Source organism: Gluconacetobacter dulcium (genome assembly GCF_014174165.1).
GTDB lineage: Bacteria > Pseudomonadota > Alphaproteobacteria > Acetobacterales > Acetobacteraceae > Gluconacetobacter > Gluconacetobacter dulcium.
Genome location: NZ_JABEQN010000030.1, coordinates 1 through 26,981, shown reverse-complemented (window position 1 = coordinate 26,981; position 26,981 = coordinate 1). Strand labels below are relative to the sequence as shown.

General features: G+C 67.2%; 23 protein-coding genes. 16 read left to right on the top strand and 7 right to left on the bottom strand.

Features of this window, described 5'->3' with window-relative positions; all coding sequences use genetic code 11:
- Positions 1-8: 8 nt before the first annotated feature.
- A complete protein-coding gene (locus HLH25_RS17935; RefSeq protein ID WP_182975375.1) occupies positions 9-578 on the bottom strand; it encodes a hydrolase in 570 nt (189 codons plus the stop codon).
- 104 nt (positions 579-682) lie between these two features.
- Between HLH25_RS17935 and HLH25_RS17930 the strand changes: the two genes are divergently transcribed.
- On the top strand, positions 683-1,345 hold the full coding sequence (locus HLH25_RS17930; RefSeq protein WP_182975374.1) for a TetR/AcrR family transcriptional regulator: 663 nt from the start codon (positions 683-685) through the stop codon (positions 1,343-1,345).
- Here the strand turns inward: HLH25_RS17930 and HLH25_RS17925 are convergent.
- Positions 1,311-2,234: a serine hydrolase gene (locus HLH25_RS17925; RefSeq protein WP_310888883.1), complete on the bottom strand. Its 924-nt coding sequence runs from the start codon at positions 2,232-2,234 to the stop codon at positions 1,311-1,313. The genes HLH25_RS17930 and HLH25_RS17925 overlap by 35 nt on opposite strands.
- 196 nt (positions 2,235-2,430) lie before the next feature.
- Here HLH25_RS17925 and HLH25_RS17920 point away from each other — a divergent pair, with 196 nt between their 5' ends.
- The 8 genes from HLH25_RS17920 (at position 2,431) to HLH25_RS17885 (ending at position 14,147) form a co-directional block, all read left to right on the top strand.
- Positions 2,431-3,678 carry an FAD-dependent oxidoreductase gene (locus tag HLH25_RS17920; RefSeq protein ID WP_246402698.1) on the top strand — a complete coding sequence of 416 codons (1,248 nt, stop codon included), beginning with the start codon at positions 2,431-2,433 and terminating at the stop codon, positions 3,676-3,678.
- Position 3,679: 1 nt separating this feature from the next.
- Positions 3,680-4,075, top strand: coding sequence for a c-type cytochrome (locus HLH25_RS17915; protein ID WP_182975373.1), 396 nt, complete (start codon positions 3,680-3,682; stop codon positions 4,073-4,075).
- Positions 4,076-4,242: 167 nt separating this feature from the next.
- Positions 4,243-5,133, top strand: a complete 891-nt coding sequence (locus HLH25_RS17910; protein WP_182975372.1) for a LysR family transcriptional regulator — start codon at positions 4,243-4,245, stop codon at positions 5,131-5,133.
- A gap of 173 nt (positions 5,134-5,306) precedes the next feature.
- Positions 5,307-6,899 (top strand): serine hydrolase, encoded by a 1,593-nt coding sequence (locus tag HLH25_RS17905; protein WP_246402697.1) that lies wholly within the window; start codon positions 5,307-5,309, stop codon positions 6,897-6,899.
- A 251-nt stretch (positions 6,900-7,150) separates the two neighbouring features.
- Entirely contained in the window at positions 7,151-8,371 is a 1,221-nt protein-coding gene (locus HLH25_RS17900) for an FAD-dependent oxidoreductase (RefSeq protein ID WP_182975371.1), read from the top strand.
- A gap of 46 nt (positions 8,372-8,417) precedes the next feature.
- A complete protein-coding gene (locus HLH25_RS17895) occupies positions 8,418-10,805 on the top strand; it encodes a penicillin acylase family protein (RefSeq protein ID WP_182975370.1) in 2,388 nt (795 codons plus the stop codon).
- On the top strand, positions 10,802-12,070 hold the full coding sequence (locus HLH25_RS17890) for a serine hydrolase domain-containing protein (protein WP_182975369.1): 1,269 nt from the start codon (positions 10,802-10,804) through the stop codon (positions 12,068-12,070). The genes HLH25_RS17895 and HLH25_RS17890 overlap by 4 nt, the downstream gene beginning before the upstream one ends.
- Positions 12,071-12,074: 4 nt before the next feature.
- Positions 12,075-14,147, top strand: coding sequence for a S9 family peptidase (locus tag HLH25_RS17885; RefSeq protein WP_246402696.1), 2,073 nt, complete (start codon positions 12,075-12,077; stop codon positions 14,145-14,147).
- 36 nt (positions 14,148-14,183) lie between these two features.
- Here the strand turns inward: HLH25_RS17885 and HLH25_RS17880 are convergent, their stop codons facing one another.
- Complete coding sequence (locus HLH25_RS17880) at positions 14,184-15,911, bottom strand: stimulus-sensing domain-containing protein (RefSeq protein ID WP_246402701.1); 1,728 nt, start codon at positions 15,909-15,911, stop codon at positions 14,184-14,186.
- Positions 15,912-15,976: 65 nt separating this feature from the next.
- On the bottom strand, positions 15,977-16,687 hold the full coding sequence (locus HLH25_RS17875) for a response regulator transcription factor (RefSeq protein WP_182975366.1): 711 nt from the start codon (positions 16,685-16,687) through the stop codon (positions 15,977-15,979).
- Positions 16,688-16,866: 179 nt separating this feature from the next.
- On the opposite strand from HLH25_RS17875, the gene HLH25_RS17870 reads away from it, so the two are divergent.
- From HLH25_RS17870 to trmB, 6 genes are all read left to right on the top strand, one after another.
- Positions 16,867-17,532, top strand: a complete 666-nt coding sequence (locus HLH25_RS17870) for a nucleotide exchange factor GrpE (protein WP_375289003.1) — start codon at positions 16,867-16,869, stop codon at positions 17,530-17,532.
- 195 nt (positions 17,533-17,727) lie between these two features.
- Positions 17,728-19,632 (top strand): molecular chaperone DnaK, encoded by a 1,905-nt coding sequence (dnaK, locus tag HLH25_RS17865; RefSeq protein ID WP_182975365.1) that lies wholly within the window; start codon positions 17,728-17,730, stop codon positions 19,630-19,632.
- A gap of 191 nt (positions 19,633-19,823) precedes the next feature.
- Positions 19,824-20,960 carry a molecular chaperone DnaJ gene (gene dnaJ, locus HLH25_RS17860; RefSeq protein ID WP_182975364.1) on the top strand — a complete coding sequence of 379 codons (1,137 nt, stop codon included), beginning with the start codon at positions 19,824-19,826 and terminating at the stop codon, positions 20,958-20,960.
- Positions 20,961-21,115: 155 nt separating this feature from the next.
- Positions 21,116-21,886 carry a 4-hydroxy-tetrahydrodipicolinate reductase gene (gene dapB / locus HLH25_RS17855; protein ID WP_182975363.1) on the top strand — a complete coding sequence of 257 codons (771 nt, stop codon included), beginning with the start codon at positions 21,116-21,118 and terminating at the stop codon, positions 21,884-21,886.
- A gap of 166 nt (positions 21,887-22,052) precedes the next feature.
- Positions 22,053-23,240: a methionine adenosyltransferase gene (gene metK / locus HLH25_RS17850; protein ID WP_182975362.1), complete on the top strand. Its 1,188-nt coding sequence runs from the start codon at positions 22,053-22,055 to the stop codon at positions 23,238-23,240.
- A 37-nt stretch (positions 23,241-23,277) separates the two neighbouring features.
- Entirely contained in the window at positions 23,278-24,006 is a 729-nt protein-coding gene (gene trmB, locus HLH25_RS17845; RefSeq protein ID WP_182975394.1) for a tRNA (guanine(46)-N(7))-methyltransferase TrmB, read from the top strand.
- A 12-nt stretch (positions 24,007-24,018) separates the two neighbouring features.
- On the opposite strand, the gene HLH25_RS17840 is transcribed toward trmB, so the two are convergent.
- The 3 genes from HLH25_RS17840 to HLH25_RS17830 all read right to left on the bottom strand — a co-directional run bounded on the left by HLH25_RS17840 (position 24,019) and on the right by HLH25_RS17830 (position 26,321).
- Positions 24,019-24,468, bottom strand: a complete 450-nt coding sequence (locus HLH25_RS17840) for a GNAT family N-acetyltransferase (RefSeq protein ID WP_182975361.1) — start codon at positions 24,466-24,468, stop codon at positions 24,019-24,021.
- 327 nt (positions 24,469-24,795) lie between these two features.
- Positions 24,796-25,743 carry an SDR family oxidoreductase gene (locus HLH25_RS17835; RefSeq protein WP_182975360.1) on the bottom strand — a complete coding sequence of 316 codons (948 nt, stop codon included), beginning with the start codon at positions 25,741-25,743 and terminating at the stop codon, positions 24,796-24,798.
- Positions 25,740-26,321, bottom strand: a complete 582-nt coding sequence (locus tag HLH25_RS17830) for a DedA family protein (protein ID WP_182975393.1) — start codon at positions 26,319-26,321, stop codon at positions 25,740-25,742. The genes HLH25_RS17835 and HLH25_RS17830 overlap by 4 nt, the downstream gene beginning before the upstream one ends.
- Before the next feature lie 235 nt (positions 26,322-26,556).
- Here HLH25_RS17830 and HLH25_RS17825 point away from each other — a divergent pair, with 235 nt between their 5' ends.
- The gene (locus HLH25_RS17825; RefSeq protein WP_182975359.1) at positions 26,557-26,748 is read left to right on the top strand and encodes a hypothetical protein; all 192 of its coding nucleotides are present in this window, start codon (positions 26,557-26,559) and stop codon (positions 26,746-26,748) included.
- Positions 26,749-26,981: the final 233 nt, after the last annotated feature.

Sequence of the window (26,981 nt, the reverse complement as noted above, 5' to 3'; positions counted from 1 at the left end):
GCGGCGATTCAGGCCGTCAGTTCGACGGCATCGGTGGTCGTCACCCGGCCGAGCATCGGAAAGATATGCTCGAAGGCGAAGCCGTGCATGTCCGCCGACAGGCCGGAGGTCGCATCTTCCGCCACCACCACCGCATAGCCATGCTCATGCGCGGCGCGGGCGGTGGATTCCACGCCCATATTGGTCGCGATCCCGCCGAGCACGATCGTCGTGATGCCGCGCCGACGCAGTTGCAGATCCAGGTCCGTGCCGTAAAAAGCGCCCCACTGGCGCTTCGTCACCGTCAGGTCCCCCGGTTCGGCCAGACCGTCCACCAGTTCGGTCCAGTCCTCGGGAAAGCCGCCCGGCGGCGGGGAAAACGGCCGATCGACCGGCGTACGCACCGCATCGGCGAAATCGGCCGAAAAGGCGACATTGACCAGCACGACCGGCGCGCCGGCCGCCCGGAAACGGCCGGCCAGGCGCTTGGAACACGCCACCACGTCGTCGCCCGGACGCGGCGCCAGGGCTCGGCCGACAATGCCTTTCTGGAGATCGATCAACACCAGCGCGGTCCGGGAAGCGGGAAGAGACATCATGATGCGGCTCCGATATCGTTACATTCGTTCCCCCGGCGCGTTGTCCGCTCCGGCGGGGTCCGATAGAATTTGAGGACAAACTCAAGCAGGGGCATTATTTGAGCATGGGCTCAACTTCGTCAAGGACCGATCGCACCGCATTGCAGCCCCAGCGCGCGGTCGGTCGCCAGCGCGTGGCGGATCTGCTGGCGGCGGCATCCGACCTGATCGCCGAACGCGGCTATCAGGCGACGACCATGGCCGCGATCGCCGAGCGGGCCGGTGCCCGGATCGGATCGCTCTATCGCTTTTTCCCGAACAAGGAGGCGATCGCCGACACCCTGCTGCGCCGGCATCTCGACATCCTGCGCGAAGCGTATGCCACGCTTGGCCAGCGCGCGACCGGCGCGACGCCCGAGGAACTGGCCGATATCCTGATCGATCTTCTGACCACGCTCTATCCGCGTGTAAAATCGCTTCCCGCCCTCATGGATGTCAGCACGGACCGGACCGAACTCAGCCAGCAGTCGCGGGCCACGGCGCTGGGCGGCATTTCCGCGGCATTGATCGCCTGCGCGCCGAAACTGGACCGGCGGGAGGCCGACGATATCGCGACCGTCGTGCTCAACAACATGAAGACGATGCTCGGCATGGCCCTGAAGACCGCCCCGACATCACCAGGCGCGCCAGACGAACTGCGCCTGATGAACCGGCTCTATCTCGCCACCAGGCTGATGCCCGCTCAGAAGCCGGCTACGGGCCACCCAGACGGCGCCGATAGGCTTTGAAGACCGTGCTGGAAATGGCATTCAGCACCTTGATGCCGGCCGCCTCGTCCGGCAGGTCGCGGCTGAGTTCCACCAGGATATAGTGCGCCCCGTTCGGCAGAAACACGATCGCGGCATCATTGCGCACGCCGTTGACCCACCCGGTCTTGTGCGCCACCAGCGTACCGGCGGGCAATCCGGGCGGGATAAGGTCGTTGAAGGTCTGGCCAAGCATGATGCCGATCATCGCACGGCTCTCGGCCGGGCCGACGATCGCGCCGTGGTCGAGCTTCTGCAGGAAACCGCCCAGCCCGCGCGCCGTCACGCGATTGCGGATGCCTTTTGCATCGGCATCGAAATCCTCGATCATGCGGCCGAAGGTAATGCCCTCCAGTCCCTGCTGCGCCACCACGCCACGGATCTGGATCACACCCAGCCGCTCGACCATCAGGTTGGTGGCGAGGTTGCTGCTGTACTGGATCATGACCCGCAGCAATTCGATCACCGTGACCGGCCTGCCGGCCTCGGCATAGAGCGGATCGTAGGAATCCTCCTTCTGGTCCAGCGAAAAACTGCCCATGCCGACCAGCGAGTGAAAACGGTTATGAACGATGATCGCCTCATCCGGCTTCAGCGTGCCGTCACGGAAGGCGGCATAGGCGGCATCGAGCACAAGCAGCTTGATGGTGCTGGCGGCATTGATCGGCTCGTCACAATGCAGGCAGACATCCGGCGCCTGCCCCGATGGCGCGGCATAGACGGCGAACTCCCCCGGTTGCCCGGCCGTCAGTCGCGCGACAGCGTCCGCCATGGCGGATGCACGCGCCGCCCGGGCCGGCCCGGCAAGAAGAAGGAGCGCGCACAAGGCAACGGCGCCGCGTGTCAGAAGGCGCATTCCAGATGGCGGCACGGTTGATCTCCTCGGTGGCACGTCCACCTCATTCCGAGGCCATCATAATCTTCGTTTCCACACCAGACCAATTCACCGAAGTTACCATGCGTTAGCCTTGGGTTATCACCTGTGGAAAAGTTTGACCTTCCTAAGCGGGCCGCGATCGGCGAAGGAAGAAGCATGCGATCATGCAGCGGGGTGGCGCGGCGCGGTTATGGATACTGGCAGGACTCTTTCGCGCCGAGGCGTGTTCGCGGGCGGCGCCGCACTGGGCGCGGCCGCAATGATGGCGGGGGAGCACATCCTCCTGCCACACGCCGCCTCGGCGGGCGACGCACGCGCGCCGGCGCACCCGCCCCACCTTGTGCCGCTGCACCCGCGCGTGGACCAGATCACCGACATCAAGGTCTGTATCCGGCCCTTCCGCGCCGCCGGCCCCCGGCTGGATGTCGAGCGGATCGGCGACAAGACGGTCTTCCATAATTACGGCCATGGCGGCAGCGGCTGGTCCCTGTCCTGGGGCTCGGCCAATCTGGTGGTCGGCAAGGTGGCGGCAACGCTCAACCGCAAGGTCGCGGTCATCGGCTGCGGCATCGTCGGGCTCACGGCCGCGCTGACGGCACAGCGCGCGGGCTTCGACGTCACGATCTATACCCGCGACCTGCTGCCGCACACGCGCTCGGTCCGCGCGAACGGAAGCTGGACGCCGGCGTCCCGCATCGCCCTGACCCAGACCGCCGGCCCCGCCTTCGCCGACCAGTGGGAGCAGATGGCGCGGTTCTCGTGGGCGACCTACCGCACCTATCTCGGCCTGCCCGGCGCGCCGATCCTGTTCGAAGACAACTACATCCTGTCCGACAAACCCTTCGACGAAGGGCCGGCCAGACCGGCGCCCGCCGGCGCACCGGGACGGATGCCCCGCGCCACCGAGGATTTCGCCGCCTTCGACAGCAGGATTCGCGATATCATCCCGGCGGCCGAGGATGTTCCGGCGGCGGAAAATCCCTTCGCCGCGCCGTACGCAAAGCGGCATTCCCTGATGATCTATAATTTCGGCGCCTACGGCCACCTGCTGCTGTCCGAATTTCACCAGGCGGGCGGCCGCATCGTCATCCGCTCGTTCCACACCCCCCAGGATCTGACCTCCCTGCCGGAGAAGGTGATCATCAACTGCCCCGGCTACGCCGCGCGCGACTGGTGGCGCGATGACAGCCTGATCCCCGTCCGGGGCCAGACAGCCTGGCTGCCACCCCGCCCCGAGGCCCCCTACGGCCTCGATTACCGGGGCGCCGCGCTGCTGTCGAAGACCGACGGCGTGATGATCCAGGCCGTGGATCTGGACGGGCTGGGCGAGATGACCGGCGTCGGCAATTCCTTCGAGCACCCCGACCCGGCGGAGGCCGCGCGCGCCATCGGCGTCTTCGCCGACCTGTTCGCGCGCATGCCGATGGCGGGCGGGTGACATGACGATGCGCATAAAAAGCACAATGGCGGCCTGCATGGCCGCCCTCACGCTCGGCATGGCCCCGGCACACCCCCTTGCCGCCGCCACACCATGCGCCGAGCCGGCTCACGGCGCGGACCTCTATCGCACGGCCTGCGCGATGTGCCACGGCACACGGCTGGAAGGCAATTTCGAAACCCCCGCGCTGACGGGCCGCTTCGTCGCCAACTGGGCCGGGGCACCGGTTTCGGAACTGGAAGCCTATGTCCATCGGGCCATGCCGCTGATGGCCCCCGGCACGCTGTCGCCGGACGACACACGGGCCGTCGTCGCGTTCCTGCTGGCGGCGAACGATCTCCCGCAAGGCAAGACCGTGCGTGTCGGGGCGCGGACGCGTTCGGCCTGTCCGTCATGAAACACGCCGCATCGTTCTCTTCTTTTTCTGAAGAAAAAGAAGCAAAAAGACTTTTATCCGTTTTGGGCCGTCGCGTATTCCCAGCACAAGGCTCCTGAACGAATCAAAGTTTTTTGGTTCTTTTTTTCAAAAAAGAACAGAAACCACGCCCCAGCCAAGGATCCCCGATGCGCCTGCGCCAGATCGAAGTCTTCTACGCGATCATGACGACGGGTTCGCTCCGGCGCGCCGCCGAACTGCTGCACGTCTCGCAGCCGGCGGCCAGCAAGGTCTTGCGCTACGCCGAGCAATCGCTGGGCTTCGCACTGTTCGAGCGCGCGGGCGGCCGACTGGTGCCGACGCGCGAAGCCCGCATCATGCTGCCGCACGTCAACGCCATTTTCGAAAAACTGTCGGACCTCAAACGCCTGACCGACAATCTGCGCTATGCGCGAGACGGGCATTCGATCAGCATCGGTTGCGTGCCGAGCCTGGGGCTGAGCCTGGTGCCGCGCGTAGTCCAGCGTTATCGCACCGCCCATCCCGGCATGGAACTCACGATCGACGCCATGCACGGCTCCGAAATCGTGTCCCGCATCCTCAACCACGATCTCGACCTCGGGATCGTGTTCGGCGATTACACGCGCGACGGGCTGACCGCACTGCATATCGCGGATATTCCCCTGCTGGTGATCGACGCCGAGGGCGGGGAAGGCCCCGTCAACATCGCCGAAATCGACCCGGCCCGCTATATCGGGCTGAGCGAGAACGACCCCACGGCCCGCCTGCTCGACATGGCACTGGACGAAGCCGGCATTCCGGCCACGCCACCGGTGCGGGTACGCACCCATTTCATGGCGGCCGAACTCGTACGCCTCGGCGGGGGCTGCGCCATCGTGGATGCCCTGACAGCCCTGCATCATCCGGGCCTGCCCCGGCCGCGCCCGCTCTCCCCGCCACTCAGCGTGACCTGCACCGTCCTGTTCCGCGCCGACCACGCACTGTCGCATATTTCGCAGAGCATCCTTGCCTTGTTACGAAACGAACTGGCAATCGACCTGGCCGCGCTGGCCGAATGACACCCGGCAGGGCTGTAACATCAGGTTAAGGGAAAGGTACATCTGCGAAACGGGACAGGCGATCCATTTCGTGCTCTTAATGAATCCCTTTTCCTTTTTGGCCCATCCATGCCCCAGGGCCGGACTTTTCGTATTCAGGACCGTCCATGCTCCAGCGTTTCCGACATTCATGCATGATGGCCGTCTCGGCGGTCGCCCTCCTGTCCGTGCCATGCGTCGGCCATGCCGCGTCCCTGCCACCGGGACTGACGGAGCAGGCAATCGGCACGACGGTGGAACGCGCCCGGCAGGCATTCAACGTGCCCGGAATCGCGGTCGCCGTGGTGCATGACGGAGACATCGTGTTCAGCCACGGTTACGGACGCCGCGCGGAAGACAAGAGCAGCGCGCCGGTCGATCGCCGCACGCTGTTCGCCATCGGGTCGAACACCAAGGAGTTCACCACCACGGCGCTGGCGCAACTGGTCGATCAGGGCAAGCTGGACTGGAACGACCGCGTCATCGACCACCTGCCGGAATTCCGCGTCGCCGATCCGTCGATCACGCGGGATTTCCGCGTGTCGGACCTGCTGACCCACCATAGCGGAATGGGGCTGGGCGCCGGAGACCTGATGCTGTTCTCGCACAGCACCCTCACGCGGCCGCAAATCCTCGCCGGCCTGCCGTTCATGCCCTTCACAGCGCCGTTCCGCACCCAATACGCCTACAACAATCTTCTTTATGTCGTAGCCGGCGCGCTGGTCGAGCGACTGACCGGGCAAAGCTGGGAAGAAATCGTCCAGAAGCGACTGATCGACGCCGCCGGCCTGCCCGCCTGCCAGAGCACGCCGCGGGTCAAGGGCCAGACGAACGTCGCGACCGGCGAGGGTGAAACCGGCATCCTGCCCGACAAGGCCGCGCTCCGGTTGCCCGGCGTGGCGCCCGCCGGCGGCATCTGGTGCAGCGCCGACGGCATGGCCCGCTGGGCGCAGACCTATCTCAACGGCGGCCGCACGCCCGAAGGCCGGCAGATCTTCAGCCAGGCCAGCCGCGATACGCTGTGGGCGCCGCATGCGCTGCTGCCGCTGCCCGACACGGCGGAGGCAACGAAAACCCATTTCCGCGCCTATGGCTATGGCTGGTTCATGGAGGATTTCTTCGGCCAGAAGCGCGTCTGGCACACCGGCACCATCGACGGCATGGTCAGCTATATGACCTTCCTGCCGGAAAGCCGGACGGCCATCGTCATCCTGACCAACCATGACGACCACAACGCGACCTACGCCATCGCAACGACGCTGAGCGCCTATGTCGCAACCGGCGCCAGCGCCGACTGGGTCGCGCACTGGCAGGACGCGGAGAACGCCGCACACGCGGCGGAGGCGAAAGCCGCCGCCAGCACCGGCCCCGGCTCGCCCGCGCGGCCATTCATCACCCTCTCCGAAAGCACGCAGCAGGACTATATCGGCACCTATCGCGACGACTGGCGCGGCCCGATCACCATCAGCCGCCGAGGACAGGACCTGCGGATGGCATTCAGCCATGCCGATGGCCTGACCGGCACACTCTCCGCCCTGCCGCACGATCTGTTCGTCGTCCGGTGGGACGATCGCGGACAGGATGCCAGCGACGATTCCTATGTGCAGTTCGAACGCGATGTCTCCGGCCAGGTGGTCGGCATGAACATGCGCGTGATCGGGTCCGATTTCAGCTTCGATGCGCAGGATCTGCACCCGAGGAAAGTCAGTTCTTCTTTTTCTGAAGAAAAAGAAGCAAAAAGACTTTAATCCGTTCAGGGTCATCGCGCGTCCCCAGCACAAGGCTCCCGACCGAATCAAAGTTTTTTGGTTCTTTTTTTCAAAAAAGAACAGAGACCGCCCCCATACCCTCTCCATTCGTTTTTTATCAAACCGAACCGTTAACCACAGGTTATGAGAGGACGGTCTCTTTGCATTGGCTGAAACGCTCCCGGACTTCTAGGCTTTGCCCATCGTGACGGCACATCAGTGCGGCCAGCCTCTGGATATTCGGAAATTTCATGGCCGGCAGACGGACCATCACCATCATCGGCGGCGGCGTCATCGGTCTCACCGCCGCCTATACCCTCGTTCGGGAGGGCCACGAGATCACGCTGATCGAGCGTGGCGAGGATATCGGGCAGGAAGCCAGCTTCGCGAATGGCGGGCAACTCAGCTACCGTTATGTCAGCCCGCTGGCCGATGCCGGCGTAATGCGCGACGCTCTGGGCTGGTTGCTGCGCCCACATTCGCCGATCGCCTTGCGGCTGCGGGCCGATCCAGGCCAGTGGCGCTGGCTGCTCGCCTTCCTGCTGGCATGCAACCGGCGGACAAATCGCGAAAATGCCGCAATCCTGCTCGATCTTGCCCTGAGCGGGCAGACGGAACTCCAGGTGTGGCGCAATGCCGGGCTGGACGATTTCCTGTGGCGCCGTCCGGGAAAACTCGTGCTGTATCGGACGGCTTCGATATTCCGCAAGGCGGCGCGCTCCATCACCGATCCAGCCCGACAGCGCGCGCTATCTCCAGCCGAATGCGTGGCGGTCGAACCCGCGTTCGCGGGATTGCAACCCCGGCTCGCGGGCGGACTCTTCTCGCCCGAGGACGAAGTCGGGGATTGTTTCCTGTTCTGCAAGGCCCTGCGCAAGGCGCTGGCGGCGGAGCCGGGCTTCCGTCTGGTGCGGGGCACGGCCGCGCTCACCCCCGGCATGGGCCGCCGATGCACCGTCAGCGTCGATGGCCAACCGTTCGAGACCGATCTCGTCATTCTCGCGGCAGGCATCGCCTCCCGTGCGCTGGCGCGACCGCTGGGGCTCGACCTACCGCTGTACGGCCTGAAAGGCTATAGCCTGACCACCCGGCCGCAACCCGGCATTCTGCCATCGGTCAGCGTGACGGATTACGACAATCGCGTGGTCTATGCAGGATTGGGCGACCGGCTGCGGGTGGCGGCGATGGTCGATATCGGCACCGAAGAGACCACGCCCGACCCAAGGCGCCTGGCGGACCTGCGCGCCCTGGTCGCCGCAACATTGCCGGGGGCACTGGGGCAGGGCGAGGACGCGCCATGGGCCGGCCTGCGCCCGGCCACGCCGACCGGCGTTCCGATCATCGCGCGGACCCGCTATGACAATCTTCTGCTTAATGTCGGGCATGGTGCCCTAGGCTTCACGCTGTCGGTCGGCTCGGCACTCCGGCTGAAAGAGATCGTGGCCGGAGCCGATGACCGGGCCATCGGATAAGAAGCCGACGGTCCAAACAGGCTCTCGAGGAAAGGAACAGGTTCCGATGCAGACGACCCGTCGCGCGGTTCTTCTTGGCGGCGTCGCCGCAACCCTGTCCATGCCGATGCGCGTCCCCAGGGCCGCCCCATCCCTTCACGGTCTCGCCGGGCTCGACCAACCGGTCGAGATTCTGGAAGATCGCTGGGGTATTCCCCATGTACGCGCCCATACCATCCCCGACGCCTTCTTCGCCGACGGTTATCTTGTGGCGCGGGACCGGCTGTGGGAGCTGGATTTCGGCCACCGCCAGTCGCTGGGCCGGCTGGCCGAACTCTTCGGCGCGGCCTTCGTCCCTTCCGACACCGCCAACCGGCTGGTGCTGTTCCGAGGCGACGCGGAACAGGAACTCGCCGCCTTCCCGCCGCTGGTACAGGCATGCGCGCGCGCCTATGTCGCGGGGATCAACGCGCGGATCGCCGAAACCAGAACCGATCCGACACAACTCCCACCCGAATTCGCACTCTTCGCCTGCACGCCGTTGGAATGGGATGTGCTGGACCTGATCCGCATACGCGCCGAAGTCACGGGCAACACGCGCGCGGAGATCCGCCGGGCACGACTGGCGGCACGGGGCGCGCTGGCTTACGACACGATCATGACCCCGCTCGAGCCCGTCCATGCGCTGCGCGTGCCGGACGGGCTGGATGTCGACGCGATCACCGAGGCCGATCTCGGACTGTTCGGCGTATTGCAGGCTTCGCTGCCATTGCGGGGCCTGCACGCGGCGACCAACGACGAAACAAGGCGGCGGAACGAGGGCAGCAATGCCTGGACCATCGCCCCCTCACGCACCGCGACCGGCCGGCCGATCCTGGCCAACGATCCGCATCTGAGTTTCGGCGTACCCGGCCCGCGCCATGTCGTGCATCTGACGGCACCGGGGCTGGACGTGATCGGCGGCGGATCGGCGGGCATGCCCGGAATCATGCAGGGCCATAACGCAAAAATCGCTTTCGGACGCACCAACTTCCATATCGACCAGGAAGACCTGTTCATCCTGGACACCGACCCGCGCGACCCGCTGCGCTATGCCCACCAGGGCGGCTGGAAGCGGATGGAGCAGGTCGAAACGACAATCGCGGTGCGCGGCGAGCCCGATCGGGTGGTGAGCCTGTTCTATTCCGTGCAGGGGCCGGTGGTGGCGCGCGATACGGCGCACCACCGCGCGACGGCGGTTTCGGCCACCTGGCTGGCCCCCGGCGCGAACGGCCTGCTGGCCAATATCGGCATCAACCTCGCCCATGACTGGCCCAGCTTCCGCGAGGCATTGCGGGTCCACACCAGCCCGACCAATTTCACCTATGCCGATACCAGCGGCAATATCGGCTGGCAGGCGGCCGGCGGCCTGCCCCACCGCGCGGACGGCCATGACGGGCTGATGCCGGCGCCGGGCAACGGACGATACGACTGGCAGGGTCTGCAACCGCTGGAGGCCCTGCCCAGCAGCTTCAACCCCACGCGCGGCTGGTTCGGCACCTCGAACGAGATGAACCTCCCACCGGACTACCCGGCGGAAGAACGGCGCGTCAGCTTCGAATGGCGCGACCGCTTCCGCCACGAGCGCGTCGCCCAGATGCTGGATGCCACCCCCCGCGCAACCCTGGCGGACAGCGCGGCGCTGCAACACGACACGCTGTCGGTACTGGCCTTGCAGATGGTGCGGCTGCTGCCGGCAACCCCGCCCTCTCTGGCCGCCGAAGCCGCATTGCTGCGCGCCTGGAACGGCCGCGTGGACGCCGACAGCGCGGCGGCGGCCCTGTATGAAGTCTGGTGGACGCGGCTGGAGCGCGCGCTGCACGCCCTGATCATCCCGCCAACGCTGCACGACCTCCTGCCCGGCCCGGTCGGCGCCACGGTGCAGCTTTCCCTGTTCCAGTCACCCGATTCCCGCTTCGGACCCAACCCGGCGCAGGCACGCGACAGAATGCTGGCCGACTGTTTCAGCGCGGCGGTCGCCGAACTGCGCGAACGGCTGGGTCCCCTGCCGGCCGCCTGGCGATGGGGCGCGCTGCACACCATCACGCTGCGCCACCCGCTGGCCTCCGTTCCGGCGATCGCGGCGGCCTTCCCCGCCATCGGCGGCACCACGGCGGAAAGCGGCGGCGACCCCTACACCGTCATGGCCCGCTGGTACAGCCCGCGAACGGGCGGAGAGCACGCCTATGCCGCAACGGGCGGCGCGAGCTATCTGATGGTCTGCGATGTCGGGGACTGGGACCAATCGCTGTTCCTCAATTTCCCCGGCCAGTCGGCCGACCCGCATTCACCGCATTACGCCGATTTCCTCCCCGTCTGGCTGCGGGGCGCGATGCAAAAGCTCCCCTTCAGCACACACGGCGTCAACGCCGCCGCCGTCCGGCGCCAGACCCTCCAGCCAGGACCCAGGCCATGAGAATCTGGCGGGCCTGCGCCCTCGCCGCACTGGCCGTCCTGCCCTCAGCGGCACAGGCACAGACGACCGCCGACCAGGCACTCGACCGCGTGCTGGCCGAAGGCGAGGCCCGGCCACTGGCCGCGATCGCCGCCATCCGCCTGCGCCACGGCCAGGTCGCCTACAGCTACTATGGCGGCTTCGCCCGCCGCACGCGGACCGGCACAACCCCCGTCGATCCGGACACACTGTTCCGCATCGCCTCGATCTCCAAGATCGTCACGACCATCGGACTGATGGAACTGGTCGAACAGGGCAGGATCACGCTCGATCACGACGCGTCCGACTATCTGGGCTTCCCGCTCCGCAATCCCGATTTCCCGGATGTGCCGATCACGGTGCGGATGCTGCTCAATCATACGTCCAGCATCCGTGACGCCGACGGCTACACGCTCCCGCCAGGCCACCGGATCGCGGAATTTTTCGACCCGTCCCGCAAACCCAGCGATCCCGCCTATCATTTCGCCCATGCCGACGGCCACCCGCCGGGCTCGTGGTTCGAGTACTGCAATCTCTGCTACGGCCTGATCGGCACGATGATGGAGCGCGCCAGCGGCGAACGGTTCGACCGTTTCCAGCAGGCGCATGTGCTGGCCCCGCTGGGCATCGACGGCGGCTACAACCCGGCCACCCTGGCCCACCCGGAGCGTCTGGCCACGCTCTACCACCACCTGCCCTCGGGCTGGACGGCTGCGACCGACACGCTACCGGTCGAAAACCGGAGCGCGGCGGCGCTGGCCACCTATACGCCCGGCACCAACGGCACCCTCTTTTCTCCGCAGGGCGGCCTGCGCATCTCCATGCGGGGGCTGACCCGCCTCGCACGCTTCATGCTCGGCCACGGCACGCTGGACGGCACACGCCTGCTCTCGCCCCACAGCATCGACCTGATGCTGACGCCAAGCTGGCAGTATGACGGCCATAACGGCACCTGCCCGTACCCGATCGCCAGCTACGGGCTCAGCATGATCCGGCTGACCGGCCAGCGGGATTCCTCCGGGCGGGAAACCCGCCCCTACAAAGGCTATTCCGGCGACCTGGCCGGCCATCTGGGCGACGCATACGGGCTGAAATCGGGCTTCTGGTACGACCCGGCCACCGGCGACGGCTTCCTGTTCGCGGCCGACGGCTTCCCCGATGACGGGCAGGAGCGTCCGGGCGCCTATTCCTCCTTCACCCATGTCGAGGAGGAACTGTTCACCGCCCTCGCCGACGCAGGAAAGTAAGCCGATGACCGTCCGATCCTCCCTCCTCGCCGCGTCGGCCCTGCTCGCCGCCACCATTCTCCCCGCTCACGCCGCCCCGGCGACGGACGCCACCCGTCTGGCCGCCCTGCTGGCCATGCCCTACGCCAACGGCCTGACCGGTGCCGCCGACGCGCCCCGCCTGGCATGGGTCGAACGCCGCAACGGCATCCGCAATATCCTGGTCTCGGACGGCGGCGCCACGCCGCACCGTGTCACGGCCTACACGCAAGACGACGGAACCGACCTCTGGGGCCTCACCCTCAGCCCCGACGGGCGGATGCTCGCCTTCGTCGAGGGAGGCGATCCCGAATATCCCGACGACGCGCCGCCGAACGCCGGCAACGCGCCAATGCCGGGCAAGCAGACGGTGCGCGTCGTCCTCCCCGACGGCCGGATCGTCACGGCAGGGGAGGGACACGCACCGACATTCTCGCCCGACGGCCGACAACTGGCCTTCGCGCATGGCGGCACGCTGCTGGTCGGCCGGGCCGGCGGCGTCCCCCGCGCGGTCCTGACCACACCGGGCGCGATCACCGCCCTGCACTGGTCGCCCGACGGCACCCGTCTGGCCATTGAGATCGATCGCGGATCGCACGCCCTCATCGCGTTATGGCAGGACAAACCCGGCAATGAGGCCCCCGTCTTCCTCCCCGCCGCCCTGGCCCAGGACCAGATGCCGGCCTTCTCGCCGGACGGACGATCCATCGCCTTCGTGCGGGTGCGCACGCCCCTGCTGACGGCCGAACGCGGAAAGGGCCATTTCTGGTCGATACAGACCTACGACATCGCCACCGGCACGGAACGCACGCTCTGGACGGCACCGGAAGGCGCAGGCAGCCGCTTCTGGGCACCGGAGGGCATGGGCCTGACCTGGACCGGCGACGGACGGCTGCTCTTCCCGTGGGAGGGCAGCGGCTGGCTCCGGCTCTGCGCGCTCCCGGTCGCGGCCAGCCCGCCAACCCCGCATTGCCTGACGCCGGACGGCGCCGAAATCGCCACCTATCGCCTGTCGGCGGACCGCACGCACCTGCTCTACACGGCCAATAGCGGCGATCTCGACCATTGGCGCGCCTGGTCGCAACCGCTCGACGACACCCCGGCCACCCCGCTGACCGCCGAAGACGAACAGGTCACGACCCTGACGACGGCCGGCCAGGCCATCGCCGTCATGGCCACGGGCATCGCCCAGCCCGCCCATCCGGTGGTGCTGCAAAACGGCGGCCGTCGGGTCCCCGTCACCGCCACGGTGCCGGACGGCTTCACCTTCACCGCCCCCCAGATCGTCCACATCCACGGCGCGGACGGGTACGACATCCACGGCCAGCTATTCCTGCCGCCGGCCACAACGCCCGGCCCGCATCCGGCGCTGATCTTCGTCCATGGCGGCCCGGAACGGCAGATGCTGCCGGCCTTCAACGCCATGGGCTATTATTCCAACGCCTACATCATGAACCAGCTTCTGGCGGCGCGGGGTTATGTCGTCCTGTCGGTGAATTATCGCAGCGGCACCGGCTACGGCCTGGCCTTCCGCGACGCACCCGGCATCGGCCGGGCCGGCGCCAGCGAATATGGCGATGTCCACGCGGCCGGCCTCTACCTGCGCGCCCGCCCCGACGTGGCACCGGCGCGGATCGGCATCTGGGGCGGAAGCTGGGGCGGCTACCTGACGGCCCTGGCCCTCGCCCGCGACAGCGCCCTGTTCGCCGCCGGCGCCGATTTCCACGGCGTGCACGACCTCACGGAACCCGACCACCCCGGTCTCTCCCCCGAGGAAAAACAGCAGGCGCGCGACACCGAATGGCGATCGTCCCCCGCCGCCGACATCGCGCACTGGCAGGCGCCCGTCCTGCTGATCCACGGCGATGACGACCATAACGTCGAATTCGAACAATCCACCCTGCTGGCCCGCATGCTCACGGCACGCAACATCCCGTTCGAGGATCACATCTTCCCCGGCGAGCGCCACGCCTTCCTCCGCACGCAGGACTGGCTCGCCGCCTATCTGTGGACACTGCATTTTCTCGACGCCCACCTGCAGGCCGGGCAGAAGCAATAACCGAAACCGCTCTCAGGACACCCGGCGCGGACTGCCTCACCCGTGACCCTGCACCCCGCCACGCGGCAGGGTCACGACGAAGCGCGCCCCCGTCACCTGCCCGTCCGCCCCCACCCGGTTCTCGGCACGGATCGTGCCGCGCAGCGCCTCGACGATCTGGCGGCTGATGGACAGGCCCAGCCCGGAATGCTGGCCGAAATTCTCGCTGGTCGGCCGTTCGGAATAGAACCGGTCGAAAATGCTGCCCAGCTTGGCGGCCGGAATACCCGGCCCCTGGTCGGTCACCGCAATCTCCACCATCCCGCCGGAAACGGCGGCGGCACTGAGCACGATCTGGCCGTCCGGCGGCGAAAACGAGATCGCATTGCCGATCAGGTTGCGCAGCACCTGCACCAGCCGGTCCTCGACCGCCATCACCGTCAGCGGCTTGTCCGCCGGCCCGGCGCTGACGCTCAGGATCGGCTGGCCCGCGCTGCGGGTCGCCTGATGGATTTCGGCCAGCACCGACAGCATCGGCACCACCGCCACCGGCTCGGCCCGCGCGCGCGACAGTTCGGCATCCACCCGGCTGGCATCGGAAATATCGGTGATCAACCGGTCCAGCCGGCGCACATCGTCATTGATGATGGAAAGCAGCCGGCGCTGACGGTTCAAATCCTCGATCCGCAACAGCGTCTCGATCGCCGAACGGATCGAAGACAGCGGATTCTTGATCTCATGGCTCACATCGGCGGCGAAACGTTCGATCGCATCCATGCGCGCCCACAACGCGCGGGCGCTGTCCTGCAAGGCCCGCGCCACCTCGCCGATCTCGTCCCGCCGGGCCAGCAGGCGCGGCGGCACGCTGTCCGACCGGCCGGAGGATTCGCGGATCACATGGGCCGAGGCCGCCAGCCGCAGCAGCGGCCGCGCGATGGTCAGCGACAGGTACCACGACAGCAGCACGGTCAGCGCCAGCGCCACCAGCACCAGCGACAGGATCGACGACCGCACCGCGAACAGCGACCGGTCCACATCGCGCGCCTGGCGCGTCAACTGGATGATGCCGACCGTCTGCCCCTCATGCATCACCGGCTCGGCCACGGTCACGATCAGATGGCGGTTGGCGGTCCGGCGGATATAAGGCGGCATTTCCGGCGCGGCCTTGCCGCCACCCGCCATGGGCTGGACGGACGGATCGGTGTCGGGCGTCGCCAGCGTGATGATCCGCGTACCCGACAGGGTCGGCAGCATCGACAGCAGCCGGTCATAGAACCGTTCGACAAACCCCACATTGGCGGCGGTATCCACCACCCGGTCGTCACCGTCATCGCCGGCAACGGGCGAGGGCAGGGGCTGGGCATCGATCTGCCCGCGCACCCGGCGGTGCCGGACCGCCGCCGCCTCGACCCGGCTGTCGGCCACCAGTTGCCCGTCCGGCGCGAACAGCCGCGCATGGGCGCTGGGGCTGGGTTCGGTCAGCCGCAGCAGCAGCGGCCGCGCCTGCGCGGCATCCAGCACCGGGTCGCCGCCACGGCTGGCGGTCACCGCGTTCTGCCCCAGCGCGCCGGCATAGATGCGCGCCTGCTCGCGCAGCGCCATCACCTCGGCTTCCAGCAGACTGTTCTGGAACTGGTTGAGATAGAACAGCGTCAGCGCCAGCAGCATCAGCGGCAGGGCGTTGACCAGAAGAATACGCCGCATCAGCGGCGAGACGAGGCGCGTCCGATATTCGTGGAAGGCCGAAGCGGCATCATGGGTCTGGATCTCGGCCCACGACGCCATGCCCCGCCGCGCCCGCGCCAGCAGGCCCGCCGGCGACGCCCCGCCGTCTCGGCCGCGCACCGGCATTATTCTTCCTTGTACCGGTAGCCGATGCCGTACAGCGTCTCGATCTGGTTGAAATCCTCGTCCACCTGGCGGAATTTCTTGCGCACCCGCTTGATGTGGCTGTCGATGGTCCGGTCATCGACATAGATGTTCTCGCCATAGGCCGCGTCGATCAACTGGTCGCGGGACTTCACCAGCCCCGGCCGCGCCGCCAGCGCCTTGACCAGCAGAAACTCCGTCACCGTCAACTGGATGTCCTTGCCGCGCCAGAGGCATTGATGCCGCGTCTCGTCCAGCGACAGTTCGCCCCGCACCAGCGAGCCGCCGACGGCCGGTCCGCCGGCCTCGGCCCTATTGGCCTCGTTGCGGCGGAGCAGGGCGCGGATGCGCTCCAGCAGCAGCCGCTGCGAGAACGGCTTGGTGATGTAATCGTCGGCCCCCAGCCGCAGCCCCATCAACTGGTCCACCTCCTCGTCCTTCGAGGACAGGAAGATGACGGGAAGCTGCGAGCGCGCCCGCAGGCGCTGCAACAGTTCCATGCCGTCCATGCGGGGCATCTTGATGTCCAGCACCGCCAGATCGACCGGCCGGCTCATCAGCCCGTGCAGCGCGCTTTCGCCGTCGGTATAGGTGCGGACGTTGAACCCCTCGGCCTCCAGCGTCATCTGGACCGACGCCAGGATATTCCGGTCGTCATCGACCAGGGCGATCGTGTGTTTCGTCGGCTCCATCGCGGCGTTCTCGCTCCATCACAGTCCAGCCGCCATCTTAGCCCCGGCCATGTGCCGATGTCATGACTGCCGGCTCATGACGATCCATCCATCTTCCCATCCGTCTCCATCGGCGCATTCCTGCCCTGCATGGGATGGGAATGCCACATGAACATCGCGTTGAAGGTGGTCGTTACGCCTTGTCCAAGCGCCTGGGCTCACCTACTTCTCAGGGCATGAGCCACGATACCGACCCCACCCACGTCGCCGACTCTCCGAGCGGAGAGACCGGGGCGTCCGCGCCGGGCCAAAACCCCGGCACCGATCAGGACCCGATCCGGCCGGAAAGCGGCCAGACCGAAGCCACCCACCCCCGCATCCAGGAGCTGGAAGCAGCCCTGGAGGAGATGCGCGAGAAATGGCTGCGCTCCGAAGCGGAGATGCAGAACCTGCGCACCCGCACCAAGCGCGAGGTGGACGACGCGCGGCAATATGCCACGCAGAAATTCGCCCGCGACGTGGTCGAGGCCGCCGAGAACCTCAAGCGCGCCCTGAGCAGCCTGCCCGCGCCCGCCGAAGGGGAAGACGCCCTGATCACCCGCATGCGCGAAGGGATCGAGAGCACCGAGCGCTCGTTCCTGGGCATCCTGGAGCGCAACGGCATCTCGGCCGCCGACCCGGCCGGCCATCCGTTCGACGCCAACCATCATCAGGCGATGGCCGAACAGCATAGCGACGAGCACGCCCATGGCACCGTGATCCAGGCATGGACACCGGCCTGGACGCTGCATGGCCGCCTGCTGAAGCCGGCGATGGTCGTCGTCTCCAAGGGCGCGCCCCCGGCGGCGGAAACGCCGGCGGGCTGAAACGCCAGGGGGACGCCGCCCCCCGGCGACAGCCCCCCTTGAAACAGGCGCCATGGCTGAATACATGCTGAAGACGGCCATGGCGGTACAGGCGGATGTGGTCAAACAGTCCACCCATCCCGCTTCACGGCAGTTTTTCTAGGGTCCATTCCGGTGCTTCGGGCCGGTCCGGACCGCTGACAGGAGAGAAGACATATGAGCAAGGTTATCGGCATCGACCTCGGCACGACCAATTCGTGCGTCGCGATCCGCGAAGGGGACGAGAACCGCGTCATCGAGAACAGCGAAGGCGCGCGTACCACCCCGTCGATGGTCGCCTTCACCGACAGCGGCGAAATGCTGGTCGGCCAGGCGGCGAAGCGCCAGGCGGTCACCAACCCGTCCAACACGCTGTACGCGGTCAAGCGCCTGATCGGCCGCCGCTACGACGACCCGACCGTCACCAAGGACAAGGGCCTGGTGCCCTACAACATCGTCCCCGGCGACAATGGCGATGCGTGGGTCGAGGCGCAGGGCAAGAAATACGCCCCCTCGCAGATCGCCGCCTTCGTGCTGGGCAAGATGAAGGAAACCGCCGAGTCCTATCTGGGCGAGACGGTGACCCAGGCCGTGATCACGGTTCCGGCCTACTTCAACGACGCCCAGCGTCAGGCCACCAAGGACGCCGGCCGCATCGCCGGCCTGGAAGTCCTGCGCATCATCAACGAGCCGACGGCGGCGGCGCTGGCCTACGGCCTGCAGAAGAAGAACGGCGGCACGATCGCGGTCTACGACCTCGGCGGCGGCACGTTCGACGTCTCGGTGCTCGAAATCTCCGATGGCGTGATCGAGGTGAAGTCGACCAACGGCGACACCTTCCTCGGCGGTGAAGATTTCGACGCGCGGATCATCAGCTACCTGGCCGACGAGTTCAAGCGCGAGCAGGGCATCGACCTGCGCGCCGACAAGCTGGCCCTGCAACGCCTGAAGGAAGCGGCGGAAAAGGCGAAGATCGAGCTGTCTTCCTCCAAGGAGACCGAGATCAACCTGCCCTTCATCACCGCCGACGCCTCGGGTCCGAAGCATCTGGTGCTGAAGCTGACCCGCGCGAAGCTGGAAAGCCTGGTCGACGACCTGATCCAGCGCACGCTGGAGCCCTGCCGCGCCGCGCTGAAGGATGCGTCGGTCTCGGCGGCGGAAATCGAGGAAGTGATCCTGGTCGGCGGCATGACCCGCATGCCCAAGGTCATCGAGGCGGTGAAGCAGTTCTTCGGCAAGGAGCCGGCCCGCAACGTGAACCCCGACGAAGTCGTGGCCATCGGCGCGGCGGTGCAGGGCGCGGTGCTGAAGGGCGACGTCAAGGACGTGCTGCTGCTCGACGTCACCCCGCTGTCGCTGGGCATCGAGACGCTGGGCGGTGTCTTCACCCGTCTGATCGACCGTAACACGACGATCCCGACCAAGAAGAGCCAGACCTTCTCGACCGCCGAAGACAACCAGGGCGCCGTGACCATCAAGGTCTATCAGGGCGAACGCGAGATGGCGGCCGACAACAAGCTGCTGGGCAATTTCGACCTGACGGGCATCGCGCCCGCGCCGCGCGGCATGCCGCAGATCGAGGTGACGTTCGACATCGACGCCAACGGCATCGTGTCGGTCTCCGCCAAGGACAAGGCGACCAACAAGGAACAGCAGATCAAGATCCAGGCGTCCGGCGGCCTGTCCGACGCCGACATCGAGAAGATGGTCAAGGACGCCGAGGCCAACGCCACGGCCGACAAGGCCAAGAAGGAACTGGTCGAGGCCCGCAACCAGGCCGAAAGCCTGGCCCATCAGGTCGAGAAGTCGCTGGCCGAAGCCGGTGACAAGGTTCCCGCCGCCGACAAGGCCGAGGCCGAAGCCGCCATCGCGTCGGTCCGCACGGCCCTTGAAGGCAGCGACGTGGCCGCGCTGAACAGCGCGTCCGAAACGCTGTCCAAGGCGGCGATGAAGATCGGCGAGGCCGTCTACAAGGCCGGCCAGGCCGAAGGCGCTCCGGGTGCCGGCGCCGCCGGTGCCACCGGCCCGAACGGCGAGAAGGTCGTCGATGCCGACTTCGAGGACGTCGAAGACAAGAAGTAAGCGGTCGGCCCCACAGGCCGGCGTTTACCGCGCGGCGCGCGCCGGCCTCCGGGCCGGCGTCCTGCCCCAAGCGAGGCGCCCCCTTCCCTGAAGGCGGGCGCTTTTCCATGACATGACTGTCAGGGCCGCATGCCGGCCGGGGGCACCGTCCCCCGACCCGCTGCGAAGCGGCCCCGCCAATGAGGACCATTATGGCCACCAAGCTTGATTATTACGCCACGCTCGAAATCTCCCGCGATGCAAATGGCGACGAGGTAAAGAAGGCGTATCGCAGGCTGGCCATGCAGTACCATCCCGACCGCAACCCCGGCGATGCCTCGGCCGAGGCGCGGTTCAAGGAAATCAGCGAAGCCTACGATGTCCTGAAGGACGACCAGAAGCGGGCCGCCTACGACCGGTTCGGCCATGCGGCGTTCGAGGGCGGCGGCCCCGGTGCCGGCGGCTTCGATTTCGGCGGCGGCGGTGGCCTGGGCGACATCTTCGAGCAGATGTTCGGCGACATGATGGGCGGCCGTCGCGGCGGCCGCCGCTCGGGCAGCGACATCCAGGTGCAGGTCTCGATTTCCTTCACCGAGGCATTTTCGGGCATCAAGAAGGCGATCACGGTGCCCACCCGCGTCACCTGCGAATCCTGCGAGGGCACCGGCTCGGCCGACCGCGACCAGGGCGCCGAGACCTGCCCGACCTGCCATGGCGCCGGCAAGGTTCGCGCGCAACAGGGCTTCTTCCTGGTCGAGCGCGCCTGCCCCACCTGTCACGGCGCGGGCAAGGTGGTGCGCAATCCCTGCACCGTCTGCCGTGGCGCCGGCACCGTCGAGCGCGAGCGGACGCTGGAAGTCGCGATCCCGGCGGGGGTCGAGGACGGCACGCGCATCCGCCTGTCGGGCGAGGGCGAGGCCGGCGGCAAGGGTGCGCAGCCCGGCGACCTCTATGTGCATATCGCGGTCGAACCCCACCCGATCTTCCAGCGCGACGGCGCCAACATCTATTGCCGCGTCCCGCTGCGCATGACGCAGGCCGCCCTGGGCACCGAAATCGAGGTCCCGGTCGTCGACGGTTCCCGCGCCAAGGTGAAGGTCCCCGCCGGCACCCAGACCGGCGAGAATTTCCGCCTGCGCGGCAAGGGCTTCTCGGTCCTGCGGTCGTCGGCGCGCGGCGACATGTATATCCAGGTGTCGGTCGAAACCCCGCACCACCTGACAAAACGCCAGCGCGAATTGCTGGAAGAGTATGAATCAGAGACCGAGGCCGACGACCACGCGCGCGCCAACCCGGAAAGCACAGGCTTTTTCAGCAAAGTCCGTGATTTCTTCGAAGGCAAGCTCTGATCGCCAGCCGCAGGGGCGACAATACGCGCTGTTGAACCCCCTCCGGGTTGCGGCTAGAAAATCCGCTATCCATGGTGATCCCCCCAACTCGCACCATGGATAATCAGGCGGCGCGATCCCCCGGTCGCGCCGCCACCCATTTTCCGGACCGTGACATGACGACAGACAGGATGCGCATCGGCATCGCCGGCATCAACGGGCGCGTCGGGCGCCTGCTGCGCGAGGAGGTCACGGCCGCCGGCGCGCTCCTCGCGGGCGGCACCAGCCGCGACCGGCAGGAAGACGGCAGCCTGTTCGCCACGCTCGATGCCCTGGCCCCGCTCTGCGACGTGGTGATCGACTTCACCCACGCCGTCACCGTCCAGGCCCATGCCGCCGCCCTGGCCAAAGCCGGCGCCGGCTGGGTGCTGGGCACCACCGGCCTGTCGCAAGCGGATCAGGATGCCGTCGCCACCGCCGCCCGCACAATCCCCGTGGTCCAGGCCGCCAATTACTCGCCCGGCGTCACCCTGGTCACCCGGCTGGCCCGCCAGATGGCGGAAGTGCTGCCCTCTTCGGTCTACGACGCCGAAATCCTGGAAATGCACCACCGGCAGAAGGTCGATGCCCCGTCCGGCACGGCACTCGCCATCGGCCAGGCGGTCGCCGACGGGCGCGGCATCGACCTGTCCAGCCACATGGAATCCGGCCGCACCGGCCATACCGGCCCCCGTCAGGCCGACGCGATCGGCTTCGCCGTGCTGCGCGGCGGCCAGATCGTGGGCGAACATACGCTGCTGTTCACCTCCGCCAGCGAACAGATCGCCCTGACCCACCGCGCGTTCGACCGCCGGGTTTTCGCCACCGGCGCGGTCCAGGCCGCCCTGTGGCTGCGCGGCCGGGCACCGGGGCTGTACAGCATGGAAGACGTTCTGGGACTTCACTGAATATTCTCCCCAACCGAAACAATCGTCACGGCAATGCCCATGCGGGATCGTGGTATCCCGCAAAAATACTTGACGATTTGTAGGTTCTCGGCCAAACGGTCCCGCCCGGACCCCGCATGCGTGGCGGTGTCGTTCCCTATCCCCGTACGAGACAGACAGGACCATCATGCGTAACAAAGGTGATTTTCTGTTCACATCGGAATCGGTATCCGAAGGCCATCCCGACAAGGTTGCCGACCGGATCAGCGATACGGTGCTGGACGCCTATCTGGCGGCCGATGGTGAATCCCGTGTTGCGTGCGAGACCCTGGTCACCACCAATCGCGTGGTGCTGGCCGGCGAAGTCCGTGGCCCGGCCTCCGTCACCACCGAGGCCCTGATCGAAGGCGCCCGCGCCGCGATCCGCGACATCGGCTACGACCAGTCCGGCTTCTCGTGGAAGAACGCGACGATCGAATCCTTCCTGCACGCGCAGTCCGCCGACATCGCCGTCGGCGTCGACAGCGCCGGCGACAAGGACGAAGGCGCGGGCGACCAGGGCATCATGTTCGGCTTCGCCACCCGCGAGACCGAGACGCTGATGCCGGCGCCGCTGTTCTATTCGCATGCCATCCTGCACCGCATCCGCGACCTGCGTAAGGCCGGCGACGCCCGCGTGGCCAACCTGCAACCCGACGCCAAGAGCCAGGTCACGCTGCGCTATGTCGACGGCCGCCCGGTCGGCGCGACCTCGGTCGTCATCTCCACCCAGCATGACGAAGGCGCCAGCCAGGCCGCCATCCGCGACGCCCTGCGCGAGATCGTGGTGGACGTTCTGCCGGAAGGCTGGATGTGCCCGGATGACGAATTCTACGCCAACCCGACCGGCGTGTTCGTCGTCGGCGGTCCCGACGGCGATTGCGGCCTGACCGGGCGCAAGATCATCGTCGACACCTACGGCGGCGCGGCCCCGCATGGCGGCGGCGCGTTCTCCGGCAAGGACCCGACGAAGGTCGACCGTTCGGCCGCCTATGCCTGCCGCTACCTGGCCAAGAACGTGGTCGCGGCCGGCCTGGCCGATCGCTGCACGCTGCAGATTTCCTACGCCATCGGCGTCTCGCACCCGCTCTCGGTCTATGTGGACCTCGACGGCACCGGCAAGGACGTGGACGAGGAAAAGCTGGGCCGCGTCCTGCGTGAAGTCATGAACCTGACGCCGCGCGGCATCCGCAGGCACCTGCGCCTCAACCGCCCGATCTACACCGAAACCTCGGCCTACGGTCATTTCGGCCGCACGCCCGACGCCGCCCGCGACAATTTCACGTGGGAACAGACCGATCTGGTGGACGCGCTGCGCGGTGCGTTCAACCGCTGATCGGACCGGGGACCCCGTGACGGCATCCGAAACGACCATCCCTGCCTCGCCTGACGCGGCAGGGACCCCCACGGTTGCCGTCAAGGCGTCGCCCGACCGGCTCTATGGCCGCCAGCGGGGCCACCCGCTGCGGCCCCGCCAGCAACGCCTGCTGGACGAAACCCTGCCCCGCCTGCGCTTCGACCAGACCCGTCTGGACGATCCGGCGCGCGCCTTCGGCCGCGTCCCGGCCGAAATCTGGCTGGAGGTCGGCTTCGGCGGCGGCGAACATTCGCTGGCGCAACATGCCGCCCATCCCGATGTCGGCTACATCGCCAGCGAAGTTTTCGAAAACGGCCTGTGCTCCCTGCTGTCGCGCCTGGTGCCCGACGATCAGGAAGCCACCGCCCCGGTGCCCGACCTGCTGCGGATCTGGGACGAAGACGCCCGCGCCCTGCTGCGCGCGCTCCCCGAACGCTCGCTCGACCGCATGTTCCTGATGTTCCCCGACCCCTGGCCCAAGGCCCGGCACGCCAAGCGGCGCTTCGTCCATCCGGCCAACATCGCCCTGGTCGCCCGCGCATTGAAGCCCGGCGCCATCTGGCGCGTCGCCAGCGACGACCCGACCTACCAGGCCTGGGTCCAGGAGGTCATGGCGGCGCAGGACCTGTTCGACACCGCCCCGCCGGCCACCACCCGCCCGGAAGGCTGGCCCCCAACCCGCTACGAAGCCAAGGCCCTGCAAGCCGGCCGCCAGCCGCTCTACTGGACCTTCGTCCGGCGATAAGGGACCGTCCGCTCAGGACGGTCCCTTGACCCACAAGGCCATGCCGCGCGCCTCCGGCGTCACCGCCGCGAAGCCGAACTGCTCGTAAAGGTGGAACGCTTCCCCATTGGCCATCAGGCTGACATAAGTCTCGGCGGGCACCGTGCGTGCGATATGGCGCATCAACGCCGCAACGATCGCCTTTCCCAAGCCCTGTCCCTGATGGTGCGGATCCACGGCCACATCCACGATATGCAGGAATAGCGCCCCATCCCCGATGACGCGGCCCATTCCCACAACATGCGCGCCCTGCCGGACACAGACCGAAAAAAGGCTGTTGGGCAAACCCGCTTCAGCCGCTGGCGCGGTGCGCGGTGCCAGCCCGCTGACGCGGCGAAGCCGCAGATACTCTTCGACACCCGGCACGGCATCCTGAATCGAATAGCTCTCCGGGAGATCGATGCTTTTATCCAATGGCAACATCACTGTTCCTGCTTTCGTAAAAGCAGCCGCGACCGGATTGCCTGTTTATGTCAGCGCCCACCGGACACGGCGGCACTGGTCGTGGATGATGAATGACGACGCGCCGCTCCTTAACCGGAGCACCACCAGCCTGTCATGGGAAAAGACGCGCGTGTCATCATTCCGGAAAAGATGTCATGCCCCCGACGTGCGTACAAGCTTCCAAGGCCAGGGCTTGTCTTTGCCCTGGACCGGCCAAAGGCGTCGCCCTTGGAAACCATTTCCTAAACGAATGGGGTCAAGGGGGCCGCGCCCCCTTGCGGGTTCGGGCAGAGCCCGACCTTCCGCTCAGGAAAGCGCCACCCCGGTCAGCCGCTCCGAAACCGCCCAGAGCCGCCGCGCCACCGAAAGGCTGAGCGCCTGTGGCGGAATGCGCGCCTCCGTCACCCGGCCGCGCCGTTCACCCCGTCCGCCCGGCCCGTAATAGCCGCCATCCCGCGCCTCGGGCGCCGCAGCGGCAAACAGGATCGGCCGCGCCCCAGCCTCCGCCGACTGGCCCAGATAGCGGAACCCGATGCGAACGATACGGCGCATCGACCGCTCGGCGAGGCCCTGTGGGGCCGAAGACCGGCTGACCGCGATATCCGTTCGCGCCCAGCCGGGATGAGCGGCGATGGAATGCAGCCGCCACCCGGCGGACTGCGCCACACGGTTGAGTTCCAGCGCGAAGATCAGATTGGCCAGCTTGCTCTGCTGGTAGGCACTGAATGGCGTGTAGCGATGCCGGCTCTGGAGATCATCGAAGATGATACGCCCCTGCCACGCCGCCAGACTGGCCACACTCACCACCCGACCACCATCCGCCGTGCGCACGAGCAGGGGGCGCAACTGCCCGGTCAGGGCAAAATGGCCCAGATAATTGGTACCGAACTGCAATTCGAACCCATCGGCCGTTTCCTGCCGCCGGGGCGAGGCCATCACCCCCGCATTGTTCACCAGGATGTCCAGCGTGTCGGTCCGTTCCTTCAGGTCGCGGGCGAACCCGGCGACCGACCGCAGGCAGGCCAGATCGAGCGGCAGAAATTCCGCCCGCGCCTCCGGCAACCGCTCGCGCAGCATCTCCACGGCCCGGGCGCCCCGCGCCGCGTCACGCCCGGTCAGCAGCACGCGCGCGCCCCGCGAGGCCAGGCCATACGCGACTTCATAGCCCAGCCCGCCGGTCGCTCCGGTCACGACGGCGGTGCGGCCCGTCAGGTCCGGTGCGCGGTCGATGGTCCATTTCGCGGCGATATTCATGGCTTGGACTTTCCCTTCTGTTCCAGTTCGGCGGCACGGGTGGCCTCCTCGGTCAGCCTGACTTCGTTTTTCTTCAGAAAGAGAAAACTGCCGCCGATGACGAGGACCGCGATCCCTCCCAGCGCGATCCCGACCGGCCCGGAGAGTTTGAGCACCTCATTCCCCAGATAATACGTCACCAACGCGTAGCCACCGGCCCAGCCGACCCCGCCCAGGGCATTAAAAAACAGGAACGTATGCCACGGCATGCGGTTCGCCCCCGCCAGCAGGGCGACGAACACGCGCAGGATGGCGATGAAGCGGCCGAAGAACACCACCTTGCCGCCATGCCGCCGGAACAGATAGCGCCCCAATATCAGCCGGCGGTCGTTCAGCCCCACCTTGCCGCCATGGCGCTCCAGCAGCCGATGGCCATAGCGCCGGCCGATCAGGTATCCGAAATTATCGCCCATGATGGCACCCGCGATCGCCGCCACCGCCACCCAGGAGATGTCCAGGCGATGTGTCGCCGCACAATAGAGTGCCGAGGAGATGATCAGCGTTTCGGCAGGCAGCGGCAGCCCCATGCTCTCAAGCATGACGACGACCGCGATTACGCCGTAGCCGTAATGCACGAAAAGAGATTCGAAGGAATGAAGCAGCGGACCGAACCCGTCCAATAGGAAAGCCAAGGGGGTGAGGAACCGTCTGGTCGGCGCGCTGTCAAGTCAAGAGGCGGAATACCCGGTGCGCCTCTTCCGGTACGGGCCTCCCCGGCCTACGCTACCCGTCATGCGCCGCCGCGCGAGGATGGCGGGAAGAACGGAGCCGTCCATGGCCGACCTGATCCTGATCACATGCGATAGCGGGGCAGGGCATCTGCGCCGCGCCCTGCCGGACGCCCGCATCCTCACATTCCTCCATCGCCTGGTGGACGGCCCGATCCCGGCCGCCGGCTCGTCGCCGGGCAGGACGACTGGTCGCGTCATAACCCCATCCTGCGCTGGTGGGGCGGCACGCGCCTGACCAACGAGACCCTCTGGCGATGGGACACACGCACGAAAACCCTTCTCCCGCCCGGTGCCCCGCCGGCGGCCTGACCCCTCAACCGGCGCTGCCGAGCGAGGCGATCGAACGCGGTATGCCCGCCCCCCCTGTCTGTTGGTGATGTGCGAGGATGTATAGCGGAAGGGAGCCCGTCCCCCCCGAGGGTCTGGAGCCCGTTTGGGAGCATGGGTCCCTTCCGCCTTTGCTCAACC